The organism is Terrilactibacillus tamarindi, assembly GCF_009718825.1.
Lineage (GTDB): Bacteria > Bacillota > Bacilli > Bacillales > Sporolactobacillaceae > Terrilactibacillus > Terrilactibacillus tamarindi.
Window position 1 is genome coordinate 172,081 of record NZ_WNHB01000003.1, and the last position, 23,834, is coordinate 195,914.

22 protein-coding genes are annotated in these 23,834 nt (G+C 39.1%); 20 read left to right on the forward strand and 2 right to left on the reverse strand.

Annotation, left to right across the window (positions count from 1 at the left end):
• The first annotated feature begins 219 nt into the window (after window positions 1–219).
• The 15 genes from upp (at window position 220) to spoIID (ending at window position 14,092) form a co-directional block, all read left to right on the forward strand.
• A complete protein-coding gene (gene upp / locus GMB86_RS03060) occupies window positions 220–849 on the forward strand; it encodes a uracil phosphoribosyltransferase (RefSeq protein WP_155216703.1) in 630 nt (209 codons plus the stop codon).
• Between the two features lie 518 nt (window positions 850–1,367).
• Complete coding sequence (locus GMB86_RS03065; RefSeq protein WP_196220114.1) at window positions 1,368–1,667, forward strand: AtpZ/AtpI family protein; 300 nt, start codon at window positions 1,368–1,370, stop codon at window positions 1,665–1,667.
• Window positions 1,668–1,684: 17 nt separating this feature from the next.
• Window positions 1,685–2,083: an ATP synthase subunit I gene (locus tag GMB86_RS03070; protein WP_230458972.1), complete on the forward strand. Its 399-nt coding sequence runs from the start codon at window positions 1,685–1,687 to the stop codon at window positions 2,081–2,083.
• Window positions 2,074–2,796, forward strand: coding sequence for a F0F1 ATP synthase subunit A (gene atpB / locus GMB86_RS03075; RefSeq protein WP_155216709.1), 723 nt, complete (start codon window positions 2,074–2,076; stop codon window positions 2,794–2,796). Before GMB86_RS03070 ends, atpB begins: the two co-directional genes overlap by 10 nt.
• Window positions 2,797–2,849: 53 nt before the next feature.
• Window positions 2,850–3,071 carry a F0F1 ATP synthase subunit C gene (atpE, locus tag GMB86_RS03080; RefSeq protein WP_155216711.1) on the forward strand — a complete coding sequence of 74 codons (222 nt, stop codon included), beginning with the start codon at window positions 2,850–2,852 and terminating at the stop codon, window positions 3,069–3,071.
• 188 nt (window positions 3,072–3,259) lie between these two features.
• On the forward strand, window positions 3,260–3,748 hold the full coding sequence (atpF, locus tag GMB86_RS03085) for a F0F1 ATP synthase subunit B (RefSeq protein WP_155216712.1): 489 nt from the start codon (window positions 3,260–3,262) through the stop codon (window positions 3,746–3,748).
• Window positions 3,745–4,284, forward strand: a complete 540-nt coding sequence (locus tag GMB86_RS03090) for a F0F1 ATP synthase subunit delta (RefSeq protein ID WP_155216714.1) — start codon at window positions 3,745–3,747, stop codon at window positions 4,282–4,284. Before atpF ends, GMB86_RS03090 begins: the two co-directional genes overlap by 4 nt.
• A 13-nt stretch (window positions 4,285–4,297) precedes the next feature.
• Window positions 4,298–5,812 (forward strand): F0F1 ATP synthase subunit alpha, encoded by a 1,515-nt coding sequence (gene atpA, locus GMB86_RS03095; RefSeq protein WP_329602729.1) that lies wholly within the window; start codon window positions 4,298–4,300, stop codon window positions 5,810–5,812.
• Between the two features lie 48 nt (window positions 5,813–5,860).
• Window positions 5,861–6,724, forward strand: coding sequence for an ATP synthase F1 subunit gamma (gene atpG / locus GMB86_RS03100; RefSeq protein WP_329602730.1), 864 nt, complete (start codon window positions 5,861–5,863; stop codon window positions 6,722–6,724).
• Between the two features lie 32 nt (window positions 6,725–6,756).
• Window positions 6,757–8,169: a F0F1 ATP synthase subunit beta gene (atpD, locus tag GMB86_RS03105; protein ID WP_155216716.1), complete on the forward strand. Its 1,413-nt coding sequence runs from the start codon at window positions 6,757–6,759 to the stop codon at window positions 8,167–8,169.
• 60 nt (window positions 8,170–8,229) lie between these two features.
• Window positions 8,230–8,640, forward strand: a complete 411-nt coding sequence (locus GMB86_RS03110; RefSeq protein WP_155216718.1) for a F0F1 ATP synthase subunit epsilon — start codon at window positions 8,230–8,232, stop codon at window positions 8,638–8,640.
• Between the two features lie 1,481 nt (window positions 8,641–10,121).
• Window positions 10,122–10,343, forward strand: coding sequence for a DUF1146 family protein (locus tag GMB86_RS03115; RefSeq protein WP_155216720.1), 222 nt, complete (start codon window positions 10,122–10,124; stop codon window positions 10,341–10,343).
• A 182-nt stretch (window positions 10,344–10,525) separates the two neighbouring features.
• Complete coding sequence (locus tag GMB86_RS03120; RefSeq protein WP_155216722.1) at window positions 10,526–11,284, forward strand: YwmB family TATA-box binding protein; 759 nt, start codon at window positions 10,526–10,528, stop codon at window positions 11,282–11,284.
• 167 nt (window positions 11,285–11,451) lie between these two features.
• Window positions 11,452–12,774, forward strand: coding sequence for a UDP-N-acetylglucosamine 1-carboxyvinyltransferase (gene murA, locus GMB86_RS03125; RefSeq protein WP_155216724.1), 1,323 nt, complete (start codon window positions 11,452–11,454; stop codon window positions 12,772–12,774).
• A gap of 292 nt (window positions 12,775–13,066) precedes the next feature.
• Complete coding sequence (gene spoIID / locus GMB86_RS03130; protein WP_155216726.1) at window positions 13,067–14,092, forward strand: stage II sporulation protein D; 1,026 nt, start codon at window positions 13,067–13,069, stop codon at window positions 14,090–14,092.
• A gap of 622 nt (window positions 14,093–14,714) precedes the next feature.
• Here the strand turns inward: spoIID and GMB86_RS03135 are convergent.
• Both GMB86_RS03135 and GMB86_RS03140 read right to left on the reverse strand, forming a co-directional pair.
• On the reverse strand, window positions 14,715–15,839 hold the full coding sequence (locus GMB86_RS03135; protein WP_155216728.1) for an ABC transporter ATP-binding protein: 1,125 nt from the start codon (window positions 15,837–15,839) through the stop codon (window positions 14,715–14,717).
• 602 nt (window positions 15,840–16,441) lie between these two features.
• A complete protein-coding gene (locus GMB86_RS03140) occupies window positions 16,442–17,623 on the reverse strand; it encodes a M20 metallopeptidase family protein (protein WP_155216730.1) in 1,182 nt (393 codons plus the stop codon).
• Between the two features lie 262 nt (window positions 17,624–17,885).
• Between GMB86_RS03140 and GMB86_RS03145 the strand changes: the two genes are divergently transcribed.
• From GMB86_RS03145 to GMB86_RS03160, 5 genes are all read left to right on the forward strand, one after another.
• Window positions 17,886–18,770 carry a M23 family metallopeptidase gene (locus tag GMB86_RS03145; protein WP_181406357.1) on the forward strand — a complete coding sequence of 295 codons (885 nt, stop codon included), beginning with the start codon at window positions 17,886–17,888 and terminating at the stop codon, window positions 18,768–18,770.
• A 281-nt stretch (window positions 18,771–19,051) separates the two neighbouring features.
• Window positions 19,052–19,177: a hypothetical protein gene (locus tag GMB86_RS15905; RefSeq protein WP_268987282.1), complete on the forward strand. Its 126-nt coding sequence runs from the start codon at window positions 19,052–19,054 to the stop codon at window positions 19,175–19,177.
• Between the two features lie 355 nt (window positions 19,178–19,532).
• Complete coding sequence (locus GMB86_RS03150; RefSeq protein ID WP_141189661.1) at window positions 19,533–20,258, forward strand: hypothetical protein; 726 nt, start codon at window positions 19,533–19,535, stop codon at window positions 20,256–20,258.
• 545 nt (window positions 20,259–20,803) lie between these two features.
• Entirely contained in the window at window positions 20,804–22,453 is a 1,650-nt protein-coding gene (locus GMB86_RS03155; protein ID WP_329602731.1) for a M20/M25/M40 family metallo-hydrolase, read from the forward strand.
• Between the two features lie 36 nt (window positions 22,454–22,489).
• The gene (locus GMB86_RS03160) at window positions 22,490–23,767 is read left to right on the forward strand and encodes an aspartate aminotransferase family protein (RefSeq protein ID WP_155216732.1); all 1,278 of its coding nucleotides are present in this window, start codon (window positions 22,490–22,492) and stop codon (window positions 23,765–23,767) included.
• Window positions 23,768–23,834: the final 67 nt, after the last annotated feature.

Genomic DNA, 23,834 nt, shown 5'->3' on the forward strand with positions numbered 1-23,834 from the left:
ATCAATCGTTTAATTTAGGAATGATAGGTTGATAACTTGGCGTGGTCAAATCATGATCACGCTAAATTTTTCAAATTGCTGTCGCCCTCTAGCAAAGTTTCCATTATAATAGGACAAGAATATAAAAGAAACTCGTTGAATGTAAATCTGACTGAGGTTGAATTCATTGGTTTTTTTATGTAAAATTTGTCGAGAGACTATTGATAGGGGGAATCATACATGGGAGAACTAAAAGTATTAGATCATCCATTGATTCAACACAAATTAACGATGATACGAGATTATCGGACAGGCACGAAAGCTTTTCGTGAACTGGTTGACGAAGTAGGAACATTAATGGCATTTGAAATTACACGGGATTTACCATTAGAAGAAATTGATGTTGAAACACCCGTGACGACAGCTAAAGCCTATCGTCTTGCAGGGAAAAAGTTAGGCATTATACCGATTCTCCGTGCCGGCCTTGGCATGATGGATGGTGTTCTCAATCTGATTCCAGCGGCTAAAGTAGGACATGTCGGTCTGTATAGAGATCCTAAGACACTTGAACCTGTCGAATATTATGTCAAATTACCAAGTGATATTCATGAGCGTGAACTTATTGTGGTTGATCCCATGCTGGCTACTGGTGGATCGGCATCAGCTGCGATTCAGTCATTGAAAGATCGTGGGGCGATCAACATTAAGTTAATGTGCCTCATTGGTGCACCTGAGGGAGTCAAACGAATCCAGCAAGACCATGATGACGTCGACATCTACCTTGCAGCATTAGATGAGAAATTAAATGAAAAAGGTTACATAGTGCCTGGTTTAGGCGATGCAGGTGACCGTTTATTTGGTACCAAGTAATCGAACCTAGACATGTTGGATCATAATAATAGAAGTTCTTTCTTCAAAAGTGATTTCTAACAATTGTATAATCATGTCAATTACCGTCATATTTTATGAAAAAAATATCGAGTAAAGAGGGGGAAAATTAACCCCTTTCATTCTTGGTATAGCAATGAAGAAAACGCTTTAATACAAGGGTTTTTTGGTCAATCACTGTCACATATTCGTCAGTTTTGACCACTTCCATTTTGATCAAAAATGGTTAAAATTTAATTGTAGCTATGATATATCTTTAAATTAGCTAACCACTTATAAAATAAACATGGCGTAAAATTAAAGTCGATTAGTTTGTGTTGACAGAAAGATAGCGCTTTCGTAAAATTGAAATTAGTTGATATTTTCGGTGGAAAATAGTGAGAATTAATTGGATGGATGAAATTAGATAGAGTTTTCTACATTCATATCTTTAAGCTTAAAAGCTAGGTTTGAATTACTGATGTATTCGGGAAAGATGTTGATATGTAGTAAATTGGATCTTGATACACTTTCTCCTCACTAATCTCCAATTTCTTTTAACATTTTCACTGAAGTATAGACGAATTGAAAAGGATGATGTCATGAAACAAAAACAGACAGATCCTTGGCGAATGGTAGGTGTCGCAAGTACAATTGGCTTTGAAATTTTCGCGTTTATTTTGAGTGGGGCATGGCTTGGCAAACGTTTAGATGCGCATTTCAGTACAAATCACGTCTGGCTGGCGGTTTGTTTAATCGGTGGTTTGCTACTAGGCCTTGTAAGTGCTGTTTTTTCATTAATAACAATGACAAAGGACTGAGCCATATGGACAACGAGTTGGCATGGTCTTATCGTGTAATGCTTGTTATTTATGTCTGTTTATTACTTTTTACAAGTCTATTATGGATTGCGTTGCCTATTAAGTCTCTACTTGCTGGTTTTGCATTAGGGATGAGCATTAGTTTTTACAACATTCTCCAAATCATTTTAAGAACTCAGATAGCCAGTAAGGAGGTTCTTAAAGGGTCCCGTAAACGCAGAGGGTTGAATTCTTTCACTCGATATTTGGCCGTTGCTTTTGGAGTACTGTTGATCTATCGTTACCCAACTTGGTTTGATTTTCGGGTCTTTGTTTTTTCATTACCTATAGGTTACGTTTTATTAGTTTTAATCAATATTTATTATGGAAGACGTGAACGTCAATCACTTGAAAGGGGGGATAAATTTTGGAAATAACTCCAAAACTGACATTCCTAGGAATGACGTTTGACTTGACAGTGATGATTGGGACAACTATTGCAGCACTCCTTGTGATCATACTCGTGTTTTTCTTAACAAGAAAACTTACTATGAGACCAACCGGTAAACAAAATATAATGGAAATGATTGTTGATTTTATCCGCGGCATTACAAATATGATGTTGGAGGATAAGCAAGCAGCAAAATATTTAAGCTTTGCCATCACGACATTTTTATTTATTTTAGTTGCCAACATGTTAGGTGTTATTGTCATGATCAACTCGCATGGAGCGGTCCCAGCCTTTGGTTTAACTGGTGATGCTGAAGTGAGCTGGTTCAAATCACCGACTTCAGATATTAATGTCACTGTGGCACTCGCATTTGCTATTTCCCTGTATGCCCATTTTGCAGGTATTCGAAAAAATCCGCGCGGTTATGTTGCTCATTACTTTAAACCGTATTGGCCAATGTTTCCACTACACATCATTGACGAATTAGCGAAACCAACCACACATGCAGCGCGGTTATGGGCAAATATATTTGCAGGTGAAGTTTTGATTACCATCTTAGTAAGTGGTGCACCGTATTTAACTGCCTTACCACTTTTTGCTTGGCTAGGCTTTTCAATCTTTGTTGGATGTATTCAAGCCTATATTTTTACAGTGCTTGCTATCGTTTACATTTCGCAACAAATTGCAAGTGACCATTAATCAAAAACATTATTTAAGTACATTTTAAGTACATTTAAGGAGGAAATTTTATTATGACTATTCTTGCTGGTGGAATTATGATCGCATTTGCAGCTATCGCAGCTGGGATCGGTAACGCATTACTTTTTAGTAAATATCTCGAAGGTATCGCACGTCAACCTGAAGCTCAAGGTAAACTCTTTGGTCAAGCTATGATCGCAGTAGGTCTTGTTGAAGCATTACCAATCATTGCAATTGCCTTTGGTATTCTTGTATTGTTTGGTATCGTTGGATAATAAAAGACCAGTAGAAAGCGGATACCAACCCCGCTTTCTTTGTTAATAAGTGAAATAGTATCAACTTATTTTAAGTAGTAAGTCATCCTTTGTTATCTCGAACAAGATATTGGTTTTGACACTACTAAAATGCCTTATTGACCAACTGTTGCTTTTTTGTAAAAGCACAATGAAAGGAGTGGCAAAGCATGCTTGAATTTCATTTAGGAACAATTCTGTTTCAATTAGTCGTCTTCATTATCCTAATGATCATCATAGGAAAAATCGGTACAAAACCGGTAGTTGAAATGATGAGAAAAAGACAGAATTTTATTAATGAACAAATTAACAGTGCCGAAACGAGTCGAAAAGAAGCAGAAGCGTTTCTTGCTGAACAAAAATCTGAATTGGATAAAGTTCGTCAAGAAGCACATAGCATTATTGAACGGGCGAAAAAACAAGGTGAATCTGAAGCCGATAGCATTATAAGTGCTGCAAAAGACCGTGCTGATCGATTAGTTGCTGAAGCCCGCGTGGAAATAACCCGTGAAAAAGACCTAGCCATAGCGTCACTTCGTGATGAAGTAGCTGATCTTTCTGTTCTTCTTGCTACAAAAATTCTTGAAAAAGAAATTGATGCCAAACAATACGACAAAGAAATGAACCAAGTTCTTAAAGAAGTAGGAGAACGGTTATGAGTGAAGTCGTCAGCAAACGTTATGCGAGTGCACTCTTTGAAGTAGCAAAAGAACGCGGGGAAGTCGATACGTTTGAAAAAGATTTAATATTAGTTAATACCACTATTGTAGAAAACGATGAGCTTAATAAAGTTCTTAACCATCCACAAATTGATCGTGACGATAAAAAAGCGTTAGTAGCATCCATTTTTAATGATGCGATTAGTCAAGAAATTGTTAACCTTTTGTATGTATTAATTGATCGAGACCGTGAAAATATCGTGTTAGATATTTTGGCATCTTACCAAGTTTTAGCAGACAAAGAGCGCGACATCTTAGATGTTACAGTGACAACGGCGAAACCGCTTGATGAAAAAGGACAGAGCGCTCTTTCTAAAAAACTTAGTAAAGCGGTAAACAAAAAATTACGTATGCATACTAAAGTCGATGACTCTCTAATCGGAGGATTGCTCTTACGTGTGGGTGATAAATTGTACGATGGAACGATTTCAGGAAAACTGGCTAGATTTAGGCAGGAGATTAAAGTAGGTAGATAGGGGTGAACATTTCGTGAGCATTAAGGCAGAAGAAATTAGCTCGTTAATTAAACAACAGATTGAAAATTATCAATCTAAAGTTCAAGTCAGCGAGGTCGGTACTGTCATTGAAATTGGTGACGGAATTGCTCGTGTCCACGGTTTAGATAGCGTCATGTCAGGTGAGCTTGTTGAATTTTCAAATGGGGTCATAGGACTTGCACAAAACCTTGAAGAAAATAATGTAGGTATTATCATTCTTGGACCTTTCACAGGAATCCACGAAGGGGACGAAGTAAAACGTACAGGTCGGATCATGGAAGTTCCTGTAGGGGAAGAACTTCTTGGCCGTGTTGTTAATCCACTTGGCCAACCTTTGGATGGAAAAGGACCGCTTAATACGACAAAATCACGACCACTCGAAAATCGAGCACCTGGGGTAATGGAACGTAAATCTGTTACGGAACCCATGCAAACAGGGATTAAATCGATTGATGCCATGATTCCAATTGGTCGTGGACAACGGGAATTAATTATCGGCGACCGTCAAACAGGGAAAACAGCCGTCGCGATTGATACGATTATCAATCAAAAAGATCAAGACGTAATCAGTATTTATGTAGCCATCGGTCAGAAAGCATCAACAGTTGCCGGAGTGGTTGAAACACTTCGTGAATTTGGTGTTCTCGATAGAACCATTGTCGTCTCAGCAAGTGCTTCAGATCCAGCACCATTGTTATACTTGGCACCTTATGCTGGAGTATCAATGGGTGAAGAATTTATGTACAACGGGAAACACGTGCTTATTATTTATGATGATTTATCAAAACAAGCCGCAGCATACCGTGAACTTTCCCTCCTTCTTCGTCGTCCGCCAGGCCGTGAAGCTTATCCAGGGGATGTTTTCTACATTCACTCAAGATTATTGGAACGTGCAGCAAAATTAAGTGATCGATTAGGTGGCGGTTCAATCACAGCCTTACCTATTATTGAAACGCAAGCTGGAGATATTTCAGCTTACATTCCAACCAACGTAATCTCGATTACTGATGGTCAAATATTCTTGGAATCCAGTCTCTTCCGTTCTGGTGTTCGTCCAGCGGTTGATGCGGGGACATCAGTTTCTCGTGTTGGTGGTGCTGCTCAAATTAAAGCCATGAAAAAAGTAGCAGGAACCTTGAAATTAGATCTTGCCGCTTATCGTGAACTTGAAGCTTTCTCACAATTCGGATCTGATTTGGATCCTTCAACAAAAGCACGTCTTGAACGTGGACAAAAAACGGTTGAGCTCTTAAAACAATCTCTTCATAAACCGTTCCCAGTTGAAAAACAAGTGGTGAGTCTCTATGCATTATCACGTGGATTTATTGATGATGTTTTACTTGAAGATGTTAGACGTTTTGAATCCGAACTATTAGCGTTTGTTGAACAAAACCATAACACCATTTACGACACAATCCGTAAAACAGGTGCTCTTCCTGATGAAGAGACACTACAAAGCGTCATTAAAGCATTTAAAAATACGTTTGCTGCATCAACAAGCAAATAATGTATGGGATGGTTTCATCCCATACGCTTCAAAAGGTGGTGAATTGAAGTGCCTTCAATGCGTGATATAAAAGAAAGTATTGGATCAAAGAAGAAAACTCGCCAAATTACGAAAGCGATGGAAATGGTATCAGCTGCTAAATTGAATCGTGCGCAAATGCATGCGAAAACATACACAGCTTATACGGATAAACTTCGTGAAGTCGTTGGGGGTATCGCAGCAGGAAATAATGGAAGTATCAAACATCCGATGCTTCAAACACGTCCTGTAAAGAAAACGGGCTACCTTGTCATAACAGCTGACATGGGACTTGCAGGGGCATACAACAACAGCGTTTTAAAATATGTGTATGGTCTCATACAAGAACGTCATCAATCAAGCGATGAATATAAAGTTTTTGTTGTCGGTAAAGTCGGAGTGAAATTTTTTAAAAACCGTAATATAGATGTAACGCATCAAGCCACAGACTTACCTGAACGCTTTAAGTTTGATGATGTTAAGTCTTTGGCTAGAGAAGCAGTTGGTTTATATGCGTACGAAGAAATTGATGAATTATACATGGTGTACAATCACTTTGTTAGTGCAATTAATCAACAGTTGACCGATACGAAACTATTACCGTTATCTGATATTGAAACTCACGAAGAGCACTCAGTAACTTATGAATATGAGCCAGATAGCGAAGAGGTTCTTAAGAATTTACTACCTCTTTATGCAGAAGGTTTAATTTATGGAGCTTTACTAGATGCAAGGGCAGCAGAACATGCGGCACGTATGACAGCGATGAGAAATTCAACGGATAACGCAACGGAACTCATTGACAAATTAACACTTTCATTTAACAGTGCTCGTCAAGCTGCGATTACACAGGAACTTTCTGAGATCGTTGGCGGAGCATCGGCATTAGAATAAACTCTCACTATTTGTGATTGGAGGGAAAAGGCATGAACAAGGGTTATGTCACTCAGGTAACGGGACCAGTTATCGACGTTAGATTTGAACGCGGTCAACTTCCTGAAATCCACAATGCTCTTAAAATTGAATTTAATGCAACATCCGAAAATGAAGTAAGTATCAGTTTAACTCTAGAAGTGGCTCTTCACTTGGGAAATGATACGGTTAGAACCATTGCCATGTCATCAACCGATGGTGTTATACGTGGCACGGAAGTAATAGATACAGGTAAACCTATCTCTGTTCCAGTTGGAGATGCTACACTCGGTCGCGTATTTAATGTTCTTGGTCAAGCGATCGACTTAAAAGACGAACCTGGTCAGGATGTTCCTCGTCATGCGATTCACCGCGAGGCACCATCGTTTGATCAGTTAACAACAAAAACGGAAGTACTTGAAACAGGGATTAAAGTTATCGACTTACTCGCACCATACGTTAAAGGTGGTAAAATCGGTCTCTTCGGTGGTGCCGGTGTAGGTAAAACGGTTCTTATCCAAGAATTGATTCACAACATCGCCCAAGAACATGGTGGTATCTCGGTATTTGCCGGTGTTGGTGAACGTACTCGTGAAGGTAACGACCTTTACTTTGAAATGACTGATTCTGGCGTTATCAAAAAAACAGCCATGGTGTTTGGACAAATGAACGAGCCACCTGGTGCTCGTATGCGTGTTGCCTTGTCAGGTCTAACAATGGCTGAATATTTCCGTGATGAACAAGGGCAAGACGTACTGCTCTTTATCGATAACATTTACCGGTTTACACAAGCTGGTTCTGAAGTATCTGCCCTTCTTGGACGTATGCCATCAGCCGTTGGTTATCAACCAACACTCGCAACTGAAATGGGTCGTCTTCAAGAGCGTATTACCTCAACGAAAAAAGGATCTGTTACATCGATCCAAGCCGTTTATGTACCAGCGGATGACTATACTGACCCAGCGCCAGCAACGACATTTGCTCACCTTGATGCAACAACCAACCTTGAACGTGCTTTGACGCAAATTGGTATCTATCCAGCGGTGGATCCATTGGCATCAACATCACGTGCTTTATCACCAGATATCGTTGGTGAAGAGCATTACAATGTGGCCCGTCAAGTCCAAGAAACATTGCAACGTTATAAAGAATTGCAAGATATCATCGCTATCCTCGGGATGGACGAATTATCTGATGAAGATAAACAAACGGTTAACCGTGCCCGTCGTATTCAATTCTTCTTGTCACAAAACTTCCACGTTGCTGAACAATTTACAGGTATCGCAGGATCTTATGTCCCTGTAAAAGACACCGTTCGTGGCTTCAAGGAAATTCTTGAAGGAAAGTATGACGATCTACCAGAAGATGCTTTCCGTAACTGTGGACCAATCGAAGCAGTTGTTGAAAAAGCAAAAGAATTGGCGTAAGCCCGTTATGACTGAACCTCACGTAATGAGAGATGTATCTGCCAAAGGAGGTTTTGCGAAATGAGTACGGTGCATACGGAAATCGTAACACCGAACGGAAAAATCTTTGAAGGCGAAGCTCAAATGATTAATGTGAGAGCAACCACCGGTGAGTTAGGTATTTTACCTAGGCACATGCCGCTTGTTGCCCCACTAGAAATTGATCGTGTTCGCCTTGACCTCGATGATCGTACACAATATGTGGCTGTTCATGGTGGATTTATTCAAATTCATCCTGAACATGTCACCATTCTTTCTGAATCTGCGGAGTTGAAAGAAGATATTGATGTACCCCGTGCGGAAAAAGCAAAAGCAGAGGCAGAAGGGAAGCTGGGCAAACTCGAAAGCGGAACGCTAGATTACGAAACCGCAAAAAACGAGCTCAAACGAGCAGAAGCCCGACTAAAAACTGCCAAATCCGGCATCGAGTAAATTAATAGAAAGAGTACCAGTTAAAAACGACTGGTACTCTTTTTTTGGCCAATTTTCGAAGTAAAATTGAAAGATTACTGAACTCCGATAGAAAGAGACTCTATCAAATATTATTTCTCTAATATGTTCACAGGCTCAATTAAGTTGTGAAGCGCCTCAATTAATCTGGAACAGGCTCAATTAAGTGACGAAGCGCCTCAATTAACTTGGAACAGGCTCATTTAGTGACGAAGCGCCTCATTTAATTTAGAACAGGCTCAATTAAGTGACGAAGCGCCTCATTTAATTTAGAACAGGCTCAATTAGTGACGAAGTACCTCAATTAATCTGGAACAGGCTCAATTAAGTAACGAAGCGCCTCAATTGACTTGGAACAGGCTTAATTAAGTGATGAAGTACCTCAATTAATCTGGACCAGGCTCAATTAAGTAACGAAGTGCCTCAATTAATCTGGACCAGGCTCAATTAAGTGATGAAGCGCCTCAATTAACTTGGAACAGACTCAATTAAGTGACGAAGCGCCTCAATTAATCTGGACCAGGCTCAATTAGAGACGAAGTACCTCAATTAATCTGGACCAGGCTCAATTAGAGACGAAGTACCTCAATTAATCTGGAACAGGCTCAATTAAGTAACGAAGTACCTCAATTCCTCTAATACAGGCTCAATTAAGTGATGAAGCGCCTCAATTAATCTGGAACAGGCTCAATTAAGTGACGAAGTGCCTCAATTACTCTTGACAAGGCTCAATTAGTGACGAAGTACCTCGATTAATCTAATACAGGCTCAATTCAATATCATGGTCCTAAAAGTTTCATCGAGTAAGGGGGTGTTATAGCACAAGTTTGGTTCATAATCGCCTAACTCCGTTAAAGAATGCCCCGCTATGACAAAGGATAGAGCAACTCAGAGAAAGAATTGCACCACCTCGACATAGAATTGCACAACTTCAACAAAGAACCCCGACATAGATTTGCACAATTCGACAAAGATTTACACAACTCGACAAAGATTTGTACAACATTAGGTAGAAACAGAAACTTAACGATTTAAACTCAGTAATGCTACAATACAACTAATCCAACCCATGCTCCTGAAATCACCCCTATTAAAAAATTCCCCAGAGAAGATTGTAATGGTGTTAGGTATTTTGCACCTAGTTAGAAAGAGTGGTAATCATATTGGGGTAGGTCTATCTCCTTAAATCTCATGAAAGCTAATATATATAAAATTACAAGCATTGATTTTGATTGTTTTCGGGTTTAAAATCTGTTGTAAGGGTTTTTTTTATCCTAATGTGAATGATTAATTCATTAGGTTTATGGGTAATTATGTGTAATGGTCAAATTTTATTTTTTTTAAACGGTAGCACTTTTTTAAAAAAAGGGCTAAAATAAGAACGAAATGTTACATTTGTATTAAAAATCCTCATCATTATATAACAATTCAGTTACATATGAGCCAGGAAGGGTGTAGAGGTGATGAATTTTGGCTATCAAGCAGGACTTAGTATCGTTCTCCACCTGATAGCGTTTATTTTGACATGGTGGGCTATTCAAGGAATTAAATGGGAGCTTTTTTTTCGTAAGCCTAAAGGGAAACAATCTTTATGCTTCATGGTTCTTTTTTCACTTGCTATAAGCTACCTTGTCGCTAAATTTTTCTTAGATTATCTCGGTTCTTCCTTATTATTAATGAATTAATGGTATCGGAAACCGAAGATTGTATGAATGAATCTCAATGATCAACAGTAAATTTTAGCTTCAAGATATAAAAAGAGAAGTTGTCTATTTTTGAAGAATCTTGCCGATTATTAACGATAAGTTAAATGTATTAACCTACTCCTAATCGTGAACAATGTGATTAAGGAGAGGTGAAACGCAAGATGAAAACAAAGAATCAATGGATCATTGCACTTTTTATTATGGTTTTTTTCGTAGGGGCTTATTCACAAGTTGAAGCAAAAACAAGTCAATCAAATATATCTACTCATAAAGAGATTCCCTTAATAGCTCAAAGTATGGAAAAACAGGGGGCAAAGGTGACCGGGTGGTCTGTATATTCTAGACAATCGGAGACCACGTTAAAAAGCCGTTCCGAGCTAGAGCAATTTACTGAATCCTATTTGCGTAAATTGCCAAAATATACCTTTGTTAAAAAAATGAAAAAAAATGGCCAGTATGAATGGCTCGGAACCTATGCTATGGATCGTCATACCACAGGAACTATAAAAATTATTGCTTACCCCCACAAAAGTAAATATCAAACGTACATCATATATGAGTTGAAGGGCGATCAATGGGACTCAAAAAAATGGGGAAAAGTAGAGAAGATAGCTAAAAAAGAACAAGTTAAAATTTTCCATGGTTTGTATAAAAATTTTTATTGTGTAAAAGCGAAAATTAATGCTAAAATAAAATCTGGTCTACTAAATACTTCTAATAAAATAATGAATGATTTTCAAGCTCAACCAGTAGAAATAATAAATGAAAAAACCTTTGTGTCTGTATCTGCATATACTAAAGCATGGCGTGACACGATTTATACTGGGGAGAAAAAAATGAATATACAAGTTGCACTACGTACATTAAATGGTCAAACAACAATAACAGTAGGAACACCAATAATAACGACTGAATACTAAATATAATAAGCGAATATATCAGTGAATTTTTCGTTTTCGTGAAGAGAATCATCAATGTGATGGCGTGTCTGTTACCTCCCCCGTAAGAGGAGTTGCGGATGGTTAGGCCAATATTGGTTAACCAGGCGAAAAGCGGATAAATGACATTGGACGCGGAGGGGAATATCTTGGAGAAAATCATTGTTCGTGGCGGGAAGCGTTTATTTGGGACTGTAAAAGTAGAAGGAGCAAAAAATGCGGTTCTTCCCGTTATTGCGGCTTCGATGCTAGCTAATAAAGGTACAAGTAAAATTTATAACGTTCCTGCTTTAGCAGATGTGTATACGATTAACAATGTTTTGCGTTATCTTAACGCAGACGTGAATTATGAAAATAATATAATAACGGTAAAAGCAGTAAAAGAATTATTAACAGAAGCACCATTTGAATATGTTCGAAAAATGCGTGCATCTTTTCTTGTTATGGGACCTTTGCTCGCACGAGTTGGAATGGCTAGAATTCCGCTTCCTGGCGGTTGTGCTATTGGTTCAAGACCGATTGATCAACATCTCAAAGGTTTCGAAGCCATGGGTGCAAAAATCAATATTGGTAATGGATTTATAGAGGCAAGTGTTAATGGCAAACTCCAAGGAGCTAATATTTATCTCGATATGCCAAGTGTTGGCGCAACAGAGAACATTATGATGGCAGCTGTACTTGCTGAGGGTACAACGATTCTTGAAAATTGTGCCAGAGAACCAGAAATTGTAGATCTTGCCGATTTTTTAAATGCAATGGGAGCCAAAGTCAAAGGAGCTGGCACTGGAACGCTTACTATACAAGGTGTAAAAGAATTAAAAGCTGCTCATCATAGAATTGTCCCTGATCGAATCGAAGCCGGTACTTATATGGTTGCAGCAGCCATAACAGGCGGAAATGTCCTCGTTGAAGATGCTAGGGCGGAACATTTACGTCCTCTCATCTCAAAAATGGAGGAAATGGGTGTCAGAATTACACAAGAATTCAATGGTCTACGTGTTAAAGGACCAGATATTCTAAAACCGGTCGATGTAAAAACAATGCCACACCCAGGGTTCCCAACGGATTTACAGGCTCAAATGATGGCTCTATTATTAAAAGCCCATGGCACTTCTGTTATTACGGAAACAGTGTTTGAAAATCGCTTTATGCACGTTGAAGAATTTAGACGGATGAATGCGGATATCAAAATTGAAGGACGTTCAGCTATCATTAATGGTCCTTGTCATTTACAAGGAGCAGAAGTGTCAGCGACCGACCTACGTGCCGGGGCTGCATTGGTTATTGCTGGTCTTATTTCTCAAGGAGTCACACGCGTAAGTGAGTTAAAACATATAGACCGTGGATATGTAGACTTAGCAGGAAAACTTCGCGCACTTGGTGCTAACGTTGAGCGTGTGACCGTCGAAGAAGGAGCCATTGAACAAGAAGTCTCAATGCCTAAATTAAACATGAAACCAAAATTTGCTTAAATTTGTTATAATATACGGAGCCATACTTGGCTTCTTTTTTTTGACAATCTAATTTGAATATTTAGTTATTTGTCAAGATGATAGATTTGATATTTTTGCCAAATGAATATCATTTCCCATCAACAGTCTATGCCAAAATGTTTTTAAATATACATACATAACCTATAAAAATGTGAAAAATAAGTTTCGAAAGCTCCTCGTGATAGGGTGATCTTATCCCATTTTTTCGTTCTAATTGCTTGTTTACGCCCATAATATAAAGATGAACATTCAACTTATTGGGAGGACATATATGAGGAAAGGCATCATCATCCTAACACTATTCGTTGCTATCATCATCTTGATTCCAGCTGTCATTGTATTACCGTTTTCACATGCCAAAGACATGAAAGCAGATCAAATGCCGAACAAAAGTAAACAAAATGTAGAGAAACAAAAAAGTAAAGTAAAAACCCCCAATATTACGGTAAGTGTCTATAGAGAAAATCTCAAAAAAACACAAAAAGTTCCGTTTAATGATTATCTGGTTGGAGTCGTAGGTTCTGAAATGCCAGCCAAATTTGATTTGGAAGCGCTAAAAGCCCAAACTTTGGCTGCAAGAACCTATATTATCAGCCATCTTCTGGGCTTAGGTTCAACCTCCTTACCTGATGGAGGACAAGTGACCGATACGACGCAAAATCAAGTCTACAAGAATGATCAAGAACTTCGAAAGATATGGGGTAAAGACTATAGCTGGAAAATCAAGAAAATCAGACAGGCTGTGCTAGAGACAGCTGACCAAATTATTATGTATAAAGGAGAACCCATCTCCACTCCTTCTTTTTTCTCAACAAGCAATGGCTATACAGAGGATGCGAAGGACTACTGGAGCAGTAATATACCATATCTTCAGTCCGTTTCCAGTCCATGGGATAAAGCCTCTCCAAAATACAAAGTCACAGAAAAGCAATCAGTCAGTACGGTCGAACAAAAATTAAACATAACTTTACCCAGTGCAGATGGTCCCATCGGTAAAGTCACCAAAAGAACGGAAGGAAAACGCATCGCAACCTTCAAAATTGGGAATAAAACATTCACCGGTCGTGAAATTCGTGAAGCACTCAACCTAAGATCAACGGACTTCTCTATGACCAAAAAAGGCAATCAAGTAAGCATTAAGACCATAGGCTATGGCCATGGAGTTGGAATGAGCCAATACGGCGCAGAAGGCATGGCGAAAGAGGGCGCGAACTACAAACAAATCCTTAGCCATTACTATAAAGGAACTTCAATTCAGAACATGGAACCATTCACAAAAAGATTAGAAGATAAATGAGTGATAAATAGACCACAAGGAGATTGTGGTCTATTAGTATGGAAAAAGTACCCGAATTTAGATCGTACGCACCGAGTTACGGAGGGGCGGCTCTAGTTTGAAGTGGTGCAATAAAAGGCAGAGTGGTGCAATTCACATTTGAAGCGGTGCAATCGGATCAGAGTGGTGTAATTCGTGTTTAGAGCGGTGCAATTAGAGGCCGGAGTGGTGCAATTCATGTTCGAAGCGGTGCAATTAACGTCAGAGTGATGCAATTCATGTTCGAAGCGGTGCAATTAACGTCAGAGTGGTGCAATTCATGTTCGAAGCGGTGCAATTAACGTCAGAGTGGTGCAATTCATGTTCGAAGCGGTGCAATTAACGTCAGAGTGGTGCAATCCAAGTTCGAAGTGGTGCAATCAATGTTTGAAGTGGTGCAATTAACGGCGGAGTGATGCAATCCATGCCTGAAGTAGTGCAATCCAAGCATGAGGTGATGCAATCCCATCGCAAAGTAGTACAAAACTAGTTTGAAATTAAGAAAAGTACAGGAGATGTGTGAGTCGAGTCAATGTTATCTGGAATGAGAGAGGAGTAATTAACTAAAATCCCCACCCATTCTAGTGGATGGGGCTATATGTTTTTATAATGCGATTGCTTCCTCTGTATTCAATGTAATGACTTCCTCAGTATCTTTATCAAAAAAATGAATTTTATCTAAATCAAAGGCAAGTTTGATTTGATCGCCATTCTTGATATCAGTATCAATGACTTTAGCAACAATGTTTGTTCCGTTGATCGAGGTGTAAAGAAGACTTTCTGATCCCATTAATTCTGAAACATCAATTGAGGCATCAAATTGACCTGCAATTGTATCTTCAATTAAGTGCTCATTTCGATTAATATCTTCTGGTCGAATCCCTAATATAAACTCCTTATTGATATAACCTTTGGAGCGCAAAACCTCCAACTTGTCTTTTGGTAATGGGAAAGAAATATTTCCAATTCTTAGCTCGGTGTCAGAGCATGTCACAGGTATGAAATTCATAGCAGGCGAACCGATGAAACCGGCAACGAAAACATTAACAGGATGATTATACACTTCTTTAGGGGTACCAATTTGCTGAATAACACCGTCTTTCATAATGACAATCCGTGAAGCCATTGTCATAGCCTCTGTTTGATCATGTGTGACATAAATCGTCGTCGTGTCTAAACGGCGGTGCAGCTTCGAAATTTCAGCACGCATTTGTAGTCTGAGTTTGGCATCCAAGTTAGAAAGAGGCTCATCCATGAGGAATACTTTGGGATTACGAACCATGGCTCGTCCCAAAGCCACCCGCTGACGTTGACCACCGGATAATGCTTTTGGCTTACGTTTTAGGTAATCTTCCAGTCCAAGGATCTTGGCAGCTTCTTTTACTCTAGCATCAATCTCTGCCTTGGGTGTTTTTTTAATTTTTAATCCAAAAGCCATATTATCATAGACGGTCATATGTGGATAAAGGGCGTAGTTTTGAAAAACCATGGCAATGTCCCGATTTTTAGGAGCCACATCATTCATAAGTTTGTTGTCAATAAATAATTCCCCATCCGTTATTTCTTCTAGACCAGCAATCATTCGTAGTGTAGTAGACTTACCGCAACCTGAGGGGCCTACAAAGACAATAAATTCTTTATGCTTAATGTCCAAATTAAAGTTACTCACAGAAAGAGTGTCACTATTTTTGTACCTTTTACCAATGTTTTTCAATAGAATGTCTGCCATCAAATGCCTCCTGTATCTTTTTTGAATTATTTAATAGTATATATAAATTTAAATAGTTTGACAATTAGCGAATTGAACAAAAATACAAGACTATTTTTGGTCACTTTTTCATAATAGGTAGGAGGCAGGTAAACAAATGGATGATAGGGAAGATAAGCTTATTCAGTGGAAAAAGTGATACTTTAATCAATGGGGGTTTTCCCATCACCCACTGGGAAAACTAAACCAATCAGACTCATGTGGGCAGTTATCCCCCATCTAGGAATGTTTGTTTTTGAAGTGGGAATCAAAACTCGCCGTTATACTCGGGATAAATTCTAACCGAAACCAAGTCATCGATCAATTCATCCACTCCGAAGAAGTTATTCACAAAATACACAAAAAATCTATTTATCCACAATCAATTTATTGAATTTTATACTTTTTTCAGAAAAGTAATCCACAATTCAGGAAAAGATACACACAATTTGAGGATAAAAGAGGGGTTATGCACAGGCATTTTTTACAAAGAGGGTTTTGAATCTATAAGATATCCACATCAAAAAAAGAATTTTATAACCTCAAAGAGGACGATTCATTCGTTCCTCTCTGAGACAACATATTTACCCCAACCGATCAAAGATCAAATGACTCAAAACATCAACGCCAACTTTAATGGCTCCTTCACTTGGACTGCATTTAGGATGGTGTAATCCAAAGCTTTTTTCAGCGTTCGTTTCGGGTCCAGATCCAAGCCAGAAGAAGGCACCTGGAACATCTTTTAAGTAATTCGCGAAGTCTTCACCTATCGTCGTTGGCTCACATAGAGTAACATGGTCAGCACCAAGGCATTTTTCAGCTGCTTTTTTAACATAGTCGGTTTGACGTTCTGAGTTAATGACGGCTGGAGATTGATCAATATAGTTGAAATGAGCGGTACAACGATAAGATAGAGCTTGTTGTTCAATGATACGTGGTAAAATTTGTTTGATTTGTTCTTGTACTTTTGGAGAAAATGTACGAATTGTGCCTGTCAGTTTGGCTTCAGATGGAATGATATTATTGGCAAGGCCAGCGTGGAAAGAACCAATCGTGATGACAGCGGGTTCAATAGGAGAGATTTCTCGGCTGATGGCTGTTTGGATCCCCATAACGATAGAAGAACCTGCAACTATTGGGTCAATAGAAGCTTCAGGTGCAGCCCCATGTCCGCCTTTTCCTTCGATCGTAAGTTCTATACGGTCAACAGAGCCCATTAATGGACCTGGTTTGATCCCAATTGAACCCACTGGAAGGGTAGGTGCATTGTGTAAGCCATAGATTTCTTGAACGTTATCAAGTACGCCTTCTTTTATCATCGCTATAGCACCGACGTTAACTTCTTCGGCTGGTTGAAAAATAAATCTGACGGTACCTTTGAATTGTGAGGTGTGTTCGGATAATGTTTGAGCAGTGGCAAGTAGTATGGTGGTATGAATATCATGACCACAAGCATGCATGACGCCATCATTGACAGATTTGAAGGGGAGGTTGGTTTCTTCTTTAATTGGAAGAGCGTCCATATCGGCACGTAGAGCTATGGTAGGTCCAGGTTCCGATCCTGTTATTTCAGCGATGATGCCGTATCCACCTATATTTTTCTTAAAAGGGATGCCAAGTTTGGTTAGGGCTTGGGCCACTTTTTCGGAAGTTTCTTTTTCTTGTTCACTAAGTTCTGGATGTGCATGCAAGTCACGTCTAAAGGCAATCCATTCGTCGTTGTGCAGTTCTAAAAATTTTGATAAATATGCTTGTGATGTCTCCATCTTGTTAGCCCCCAAAAAATTTTTGTCAGATTGATAGCTTACCTTCTGATATACCTACCTCTATTAAAACACAAAGCACATATTATGGAAAAGTAGAAATTTTACCATATATGCATATTCCACAAAAAAGTGCGTAAACTAACCCTTTTGTTGTTGAAATAACAACTTTTGCTAGATTTGTCGAAAAAAAATAACAGTTTTTTTGTTTAACAAGGTATAGATTACTTGCAATCTGATCACAATGATTGCAGAGGTGATGGAAATGACAGACAATAATAATAACGATAAGAGAAAACTCAGCGAGGAATCCCAAAATAAATCAAACTTGCGAGCTCTCTTAAAAAAGCGTTGGTTTTTACCTTCTATCTATTTAGGTGTTGCAGCAATTCTCATGATCGGCGTTCTTTGGGTACAAGCAGATCGCTCAGACAAACAATCACTACAAAGTAACAAAAATGATGTCGTATTCGGTGACAAGGACTCTGCACCAGTTAACGGAACAACAGAGGTATTCAATTGGCCAGTAACTGACAAAAAAGCTGTGGGTGTTATTCAACCATTCTATGATGTTAACGGATCTACTGAGGATCAAGAAGCTGCTCTCGTAAACTATGATCATTCTTTTGTGCAAAATAAAGGGGTTAACATTGGCACAAAAGACAATAAATCATTTACGGTAACAGCAGCGATGTCTGGTAAAGTTACAAAAGCTGAAAAAGATGCCTTACTTGGCTACATTGTAACGATCAATCACGGCAAAGGTATTGAAACCATTTATAATAGTTTACAAACCTTAGATGTGAAAAAAGGACAACAAGTCGCTCAAGGTGAAAAACTTGGTAAAGCGGGAACAGAAGACTTCAACCGTGCAGCAGGTACACACCTACACTTTGAAATTCGCAAAAATAACATGGCTGTAAACCCAGAAAAATATTTTTCAAAAGGTCTATCAGCACTTAATAATGTAAAAAAACCATCTACAGAAGCAACAAACGCTGGCGCTAAAGAAACAACAGAAACACCAAAAAAACAAAAACCAGAACAAAAACCTAGCCAAAAGAAAGACGGCAAATCTGATACTAAACAAGACAAAAAAAGTGGATCTGAAACAGACCAAAGCACAAATGACGAAGGTGCTAATAGCTAATACTTAATAAAATGTACTACCAAACTGCCGTGACATTTCGGCAGTTTTTTTCATTGTTTATAAGTAGCTCAATTATGTGTTGGAGTGGCTCAATTAAGCTTGGAAGTGGCGCAATAACACATTGAAGTAGCTCAATTATGTCTAGAAGTGGCTCAATTATGGCAGAGGTGGCTCAATAACGTTTGAAGTAGCTCAATTAAGTTTGGAAGTGGCTCAATAACGAATTGGAGTTGCTCAATTAAGTTTGGAAGTAGCTCATTTATGGCTAAAGTGGCTCAATTATGGTTGAGGCGGCTCAATTAAGATTGAAAGTAGCTCAATTAAGATTGAAAGTAGCTCAATTAAGATTGAAAGTAGCTCAATTAAGTTTGGGAGTGCCTCAAATAAGTTTGGGAGTGCCTCAATAACATATTGAAGTGCCTCAATTATGAGTTGGAGTCGCTTAATCCAGCCCGGAAGTTGGGCAATCATGCTTTGATGTCATGCCAACCCAGCTAATTCATTACACAACTTCTTCAATTAAACAAACAACCAATACTAAATCTAATATTTACCGCTTAGTTACGATTTATGCCTCTTAATTTCACAATCATCGCAACATCATTATCTAAAACATCACATATCTTAAATAAGACAAGCAATTTTTAAATATCTATTCGAATGATCTAAGTATGAAGATCATATTTTTTGGGAACGTTAATTTTAAAGATTGTCGATTGTTTTTGACTACAACATCATGCTGGATAGAGGAGTTGCGAATGAATGAACGAACCGCGCGTTGAAAAAAAACGTTGGGGTATCCCCGCTATTGGTGTTGGTTTAATTTTTACTCTTGGGATTGTAGTTTGGTTAATTTCTTCAAATCAAGGTACCATACAACCTTTATTTAAAGGTGGACATGCAAAAGCAAATCCACAAACAGAGGAGAAAGTGAATACTGAACAAACCTATTTAAAAAAATATCATGTCGAGGATCTGAGAACTTTTTCACTAGATCAATCGATTGCGAGTCCAACATCTAAGCTAGATTTTCATATTACAGGAGACTATGTTAAGGAAACCAAACATGTTGTTTTATTGGATGTCGACAATCAACACATCGCTATTAAAAAATCACCGTCATTTAAATATGAATTAAATGGTTTTCGTAAAAAGCTAAATGGATATAAAGTTGTCGCAGTGATCGGAGGCACCAAGCAAGACATCAAGGTACTTACACCGGCTCCGATTACGCTAGCAGATCTCAATGGAACTTATGAACAACGAAAAAAAGGGGACACTTGCATAATTGGTCGTCTCTTATATGAAGACGACAGTCGAATTACCGTTGAAGTTCCAAAAGGCCAAATTACGTATGATAAAAAGACCAACTTCAAGTTAGATGACAACGCCCAAGGGAAACAACTTAAAGAAAAAATGGTGCGCCTTGTGTTAGACCATCAAGGAGCCGTCAAAACGTTACATTATAATTGGATCGATCAAGAGTAAAAGACGCGAAAGTAAGTCAACATTATGGCTTACCAAGCGTCTTTTTTACTGTATGTCACAAAATTCCTCGCAAAATTCAGTCTCTCAATAACTCTCTCATATTATAAATCGCAAGAAGGAGCGTAAAATGGTTAGAAAAAAATAAAATTTATAAAAATTTTTAACCACCAAATAAAATCCGGTAATCACAAGGTCTTAAACTCGAACAAGATTTTCTCAAACATCCCACGACCTCTCTACACTATAAGTCGTAGGGACCAGTGAGAAATGGTTAGAAAAAAATAAAAAATTTTCACCCAAACAAAACTGGAAACCAACAAGGTATTAAAAAGAGCACAATCCCAACACAACTCCTAATCCTTCTCACACTATAAATCGCAAGAAGGAGCGTAAAATGGTGATAAATAATTAACTTTTTCACCATCTACACAAAAACCCCCTTAATCAAACGTTTGTTTAACAGTCTTGTCCCCCTTTTTAGTATAAATAGCCCGCAATCGAATATACATAATGAGATATAGGCTATGGGAAAGGAGCGATAATGTGTGGATCTGTTATCAAAGGATTTAACAGAGGAAGAGCGTATCGAGAAGTTAACCACATGGCTTGTGAATATGCCGAGTGTGAACGGTACACCGAATGAAGCCGAGATTGCAGATAAAATCGCTGCTTTAATCAAACAGTTTCCTTACTTTACTCATCACCCAACACAAGTCTGGCTTCATCAAATACCAAATGATCCGCTCAATAGAAAAAATGTGTTTGCTTTAGTTCGCGGACCTAAGCAAACAAAACAGACCGTTATTTTTCATTCGCACATGGATACCGTTGGGGTCAAGGATTTTGGCAAACTTGAAGAACATGCTTTTGATCCTGCCGCGTTATTGGACTATTTTAAAACATACACGGGGGACGATACCATTCGCGAGCAGGCTTTATCTGGTGATTGGATGTTTGGCCGCGGGGCTTTAGATATGAAAAGCGGGCTGGCGGTTCATCTAAGCAATCTCCTCTATTATTCAGAGCATCCAGATAGATTAATAGGGAATATTTTACTCATGGTTAACCCTATTGAAGAGACCTCTCACGGCGGGATTATTGCCGCAACAGAGGAGCTTCTTCGGATAAAAGAGACCCTCTCTCTCGATTATGTGGCTGCGATTAACAATGATTACACGTCTGCTTTTTATCCAGGAGATCCAGCTCGGTATATTTATACAGGCGCTGTTGGGAAATGTTTGCCCAGTTTTTACGTCTATGGAAGAGAAACGCATGTCGGCGAGACATTAAAAGGGCTCGATCCCACCTTCGTTACATCTGAGCTCAACCGTCAAATCAATAACAATATGTCCCTCGCTGAAAACTTAGAGGGAGAGATGATTCTTCCGCCTTGTACACTCCTAAATCGTGAAATCAAAGATCATTATAACGTTCAAACCCCGATCACCAGCTTCATCTACTTTAATTACATGATCTACGAACGACCGCCGGAAGACATTATGAATCAATTAAAGACCATCGCATATAACGTTCGAGATATGACCAAAAAATACTACGAAGCGCAATACGAGGCGTTTCTTAAACGAAATGGTTTGCCGAGTCGCATGCTCACGTGGGATCTGGCCGTCTACACGTACGAAGAATTTTGCGAGAAACTCGGAGGGCAAGGCGTTAATGTTAAAGCCTTAGCAGAAAAAATTCATCTGGAATATCAAAAGGAAGACATCCGAACCATAACGTATCATATTGTGGATGAATTGAGAAAACATGATCAAACGATGCAGCCGTGTATCATCATCTTCTTTGGCCCACCTTATGTTCCCTACACCTTTATTGAAGGTGAAAAACAGATTTTAAACATCATTCACGAAGAGGCTGAACGTTTTGGAAAAGAAACAGGGGAAACTTTTTCGATCAAACGTTTCTTTCCTTACTTATCTGACAGCAGTTATTTATCTCTCATCGATTTGAAAAATAGTTTAGAAGTCCTTACCAAGAACTTTCCTGAATGGGACTCTCTAGGCCAAGTACCGTTTGATCATCTTCGGAAATTGGATATTCCTTCGATTAATCTTGGCGTCTATGGAATGGATGCCCATAAATGGACGGAGCGGGTCTACAAACCTTACACCTTTCACAAACTGCCAAAGCTAACTCGGCGGTTAACGTCTGCTTTTTTAAAAATAGAAGGATAGTAGTAAAAAAAATAGTGCGGCTAAGGAGGAAAGTATATGTCGAAAAAGTCTTTATCTGAACGGGCCAATGCCGTGATGCCGCCTCTTGCCAAACGCATCACGGAACTTGAAATTGAAAAAGGCAGAGGAGCCTACTTATGGGATACGAAAGGAAAAAAGTATCTTGATTTCTCAAGCGGCATCGGTGTCACCAATCTCGGACATAATCATCCCTACATTGTTCAAAAAGCCCAAGAACAAATGGAAAAACTGGTCCATGGCTGTCATAACGTCGTCTATTACAAACCGTATGTTGAACTGGCTGAAAAAATTTGTCATCTTGCTGGCGGCGATCATAAACTCTATTTTTCAAACAGCGGGGCCGAAGCGGTTGAAGGAGCGATCAAACTTGCCAAATGGGCATCCAAACGACCTGGAATTATCGCTTTTAAACGAAGCTTCCATGGACGAACGATGGGAGCAACAACTGTGACAGCGTCAAACTCCCAATACCGAAAAGAATACGAAGGGTTGTTGCCTAGTGTTTATTTTGCCGAGTACCCTTATACGTTCAGAACCGGATTAACGCCGGAAGCGGAGACGGAGCGCTGCCTTCAATCAATTGAAGACGTTTTTCATTATTTGATTGCTCCAGAAAAAGTCGCTGCCATCTTGATGGAGCCTGTTCAAGGGGAAGGGGGCTATATTGTCCCTCCCGTTCAGTTTGTTCAAGCCGTTCGAGACCTTTGTGATCAACATGGAATCCTCCTTATCTTTGATGAAGTCCAAACCGGATTCGGCCGAACAGGGAAAATGTTTGCCCATGAACACTTTGGTGTAAAGCCCGATATCATGTCACTCGCCAAAGGCATCGCGAACGGATTTCCGTTAAGCGCCATCGTTGGAAAACGAGAAGTCATGGATAAATGGTCAAGCGGGGCCCATGGCGGGACTTATGGCGGGAATCCGATATCCTGTGCGGCTGGACTCGGCGTCATCGAATGCCTAGAGCAAGGCGGTCTCGATAATGCCGTCCTCGTGGGTGAGTATTTTATCGAAAAACTTCATGAATTAGCTAAAAAATATCCCGACATCCAAGACATACGTGGTCTTGGCCTTATGATCGGCATGGAATTCATGACAAAGGAAGGAAAACCAAACGCTTATAAAGTTCATCAATTACAAGAAAAAGCCCTCGAAAAAGGTTTATTGCTCTTAAGCTGCGGTGTTGATAAAAACGTCATTCGCTTCATTCCGCCAGTTATTATTCGAAAAGAGCACGTTGATGAGGCCATTGACATCATTGATGACTGTCTTAAAGAAATAGGTAAATGAGACGATGATAGCCTAGACGACTTGTCTTGAATTTTAATTGTTCTCCCCCTTTTAATAAAATGTCGTT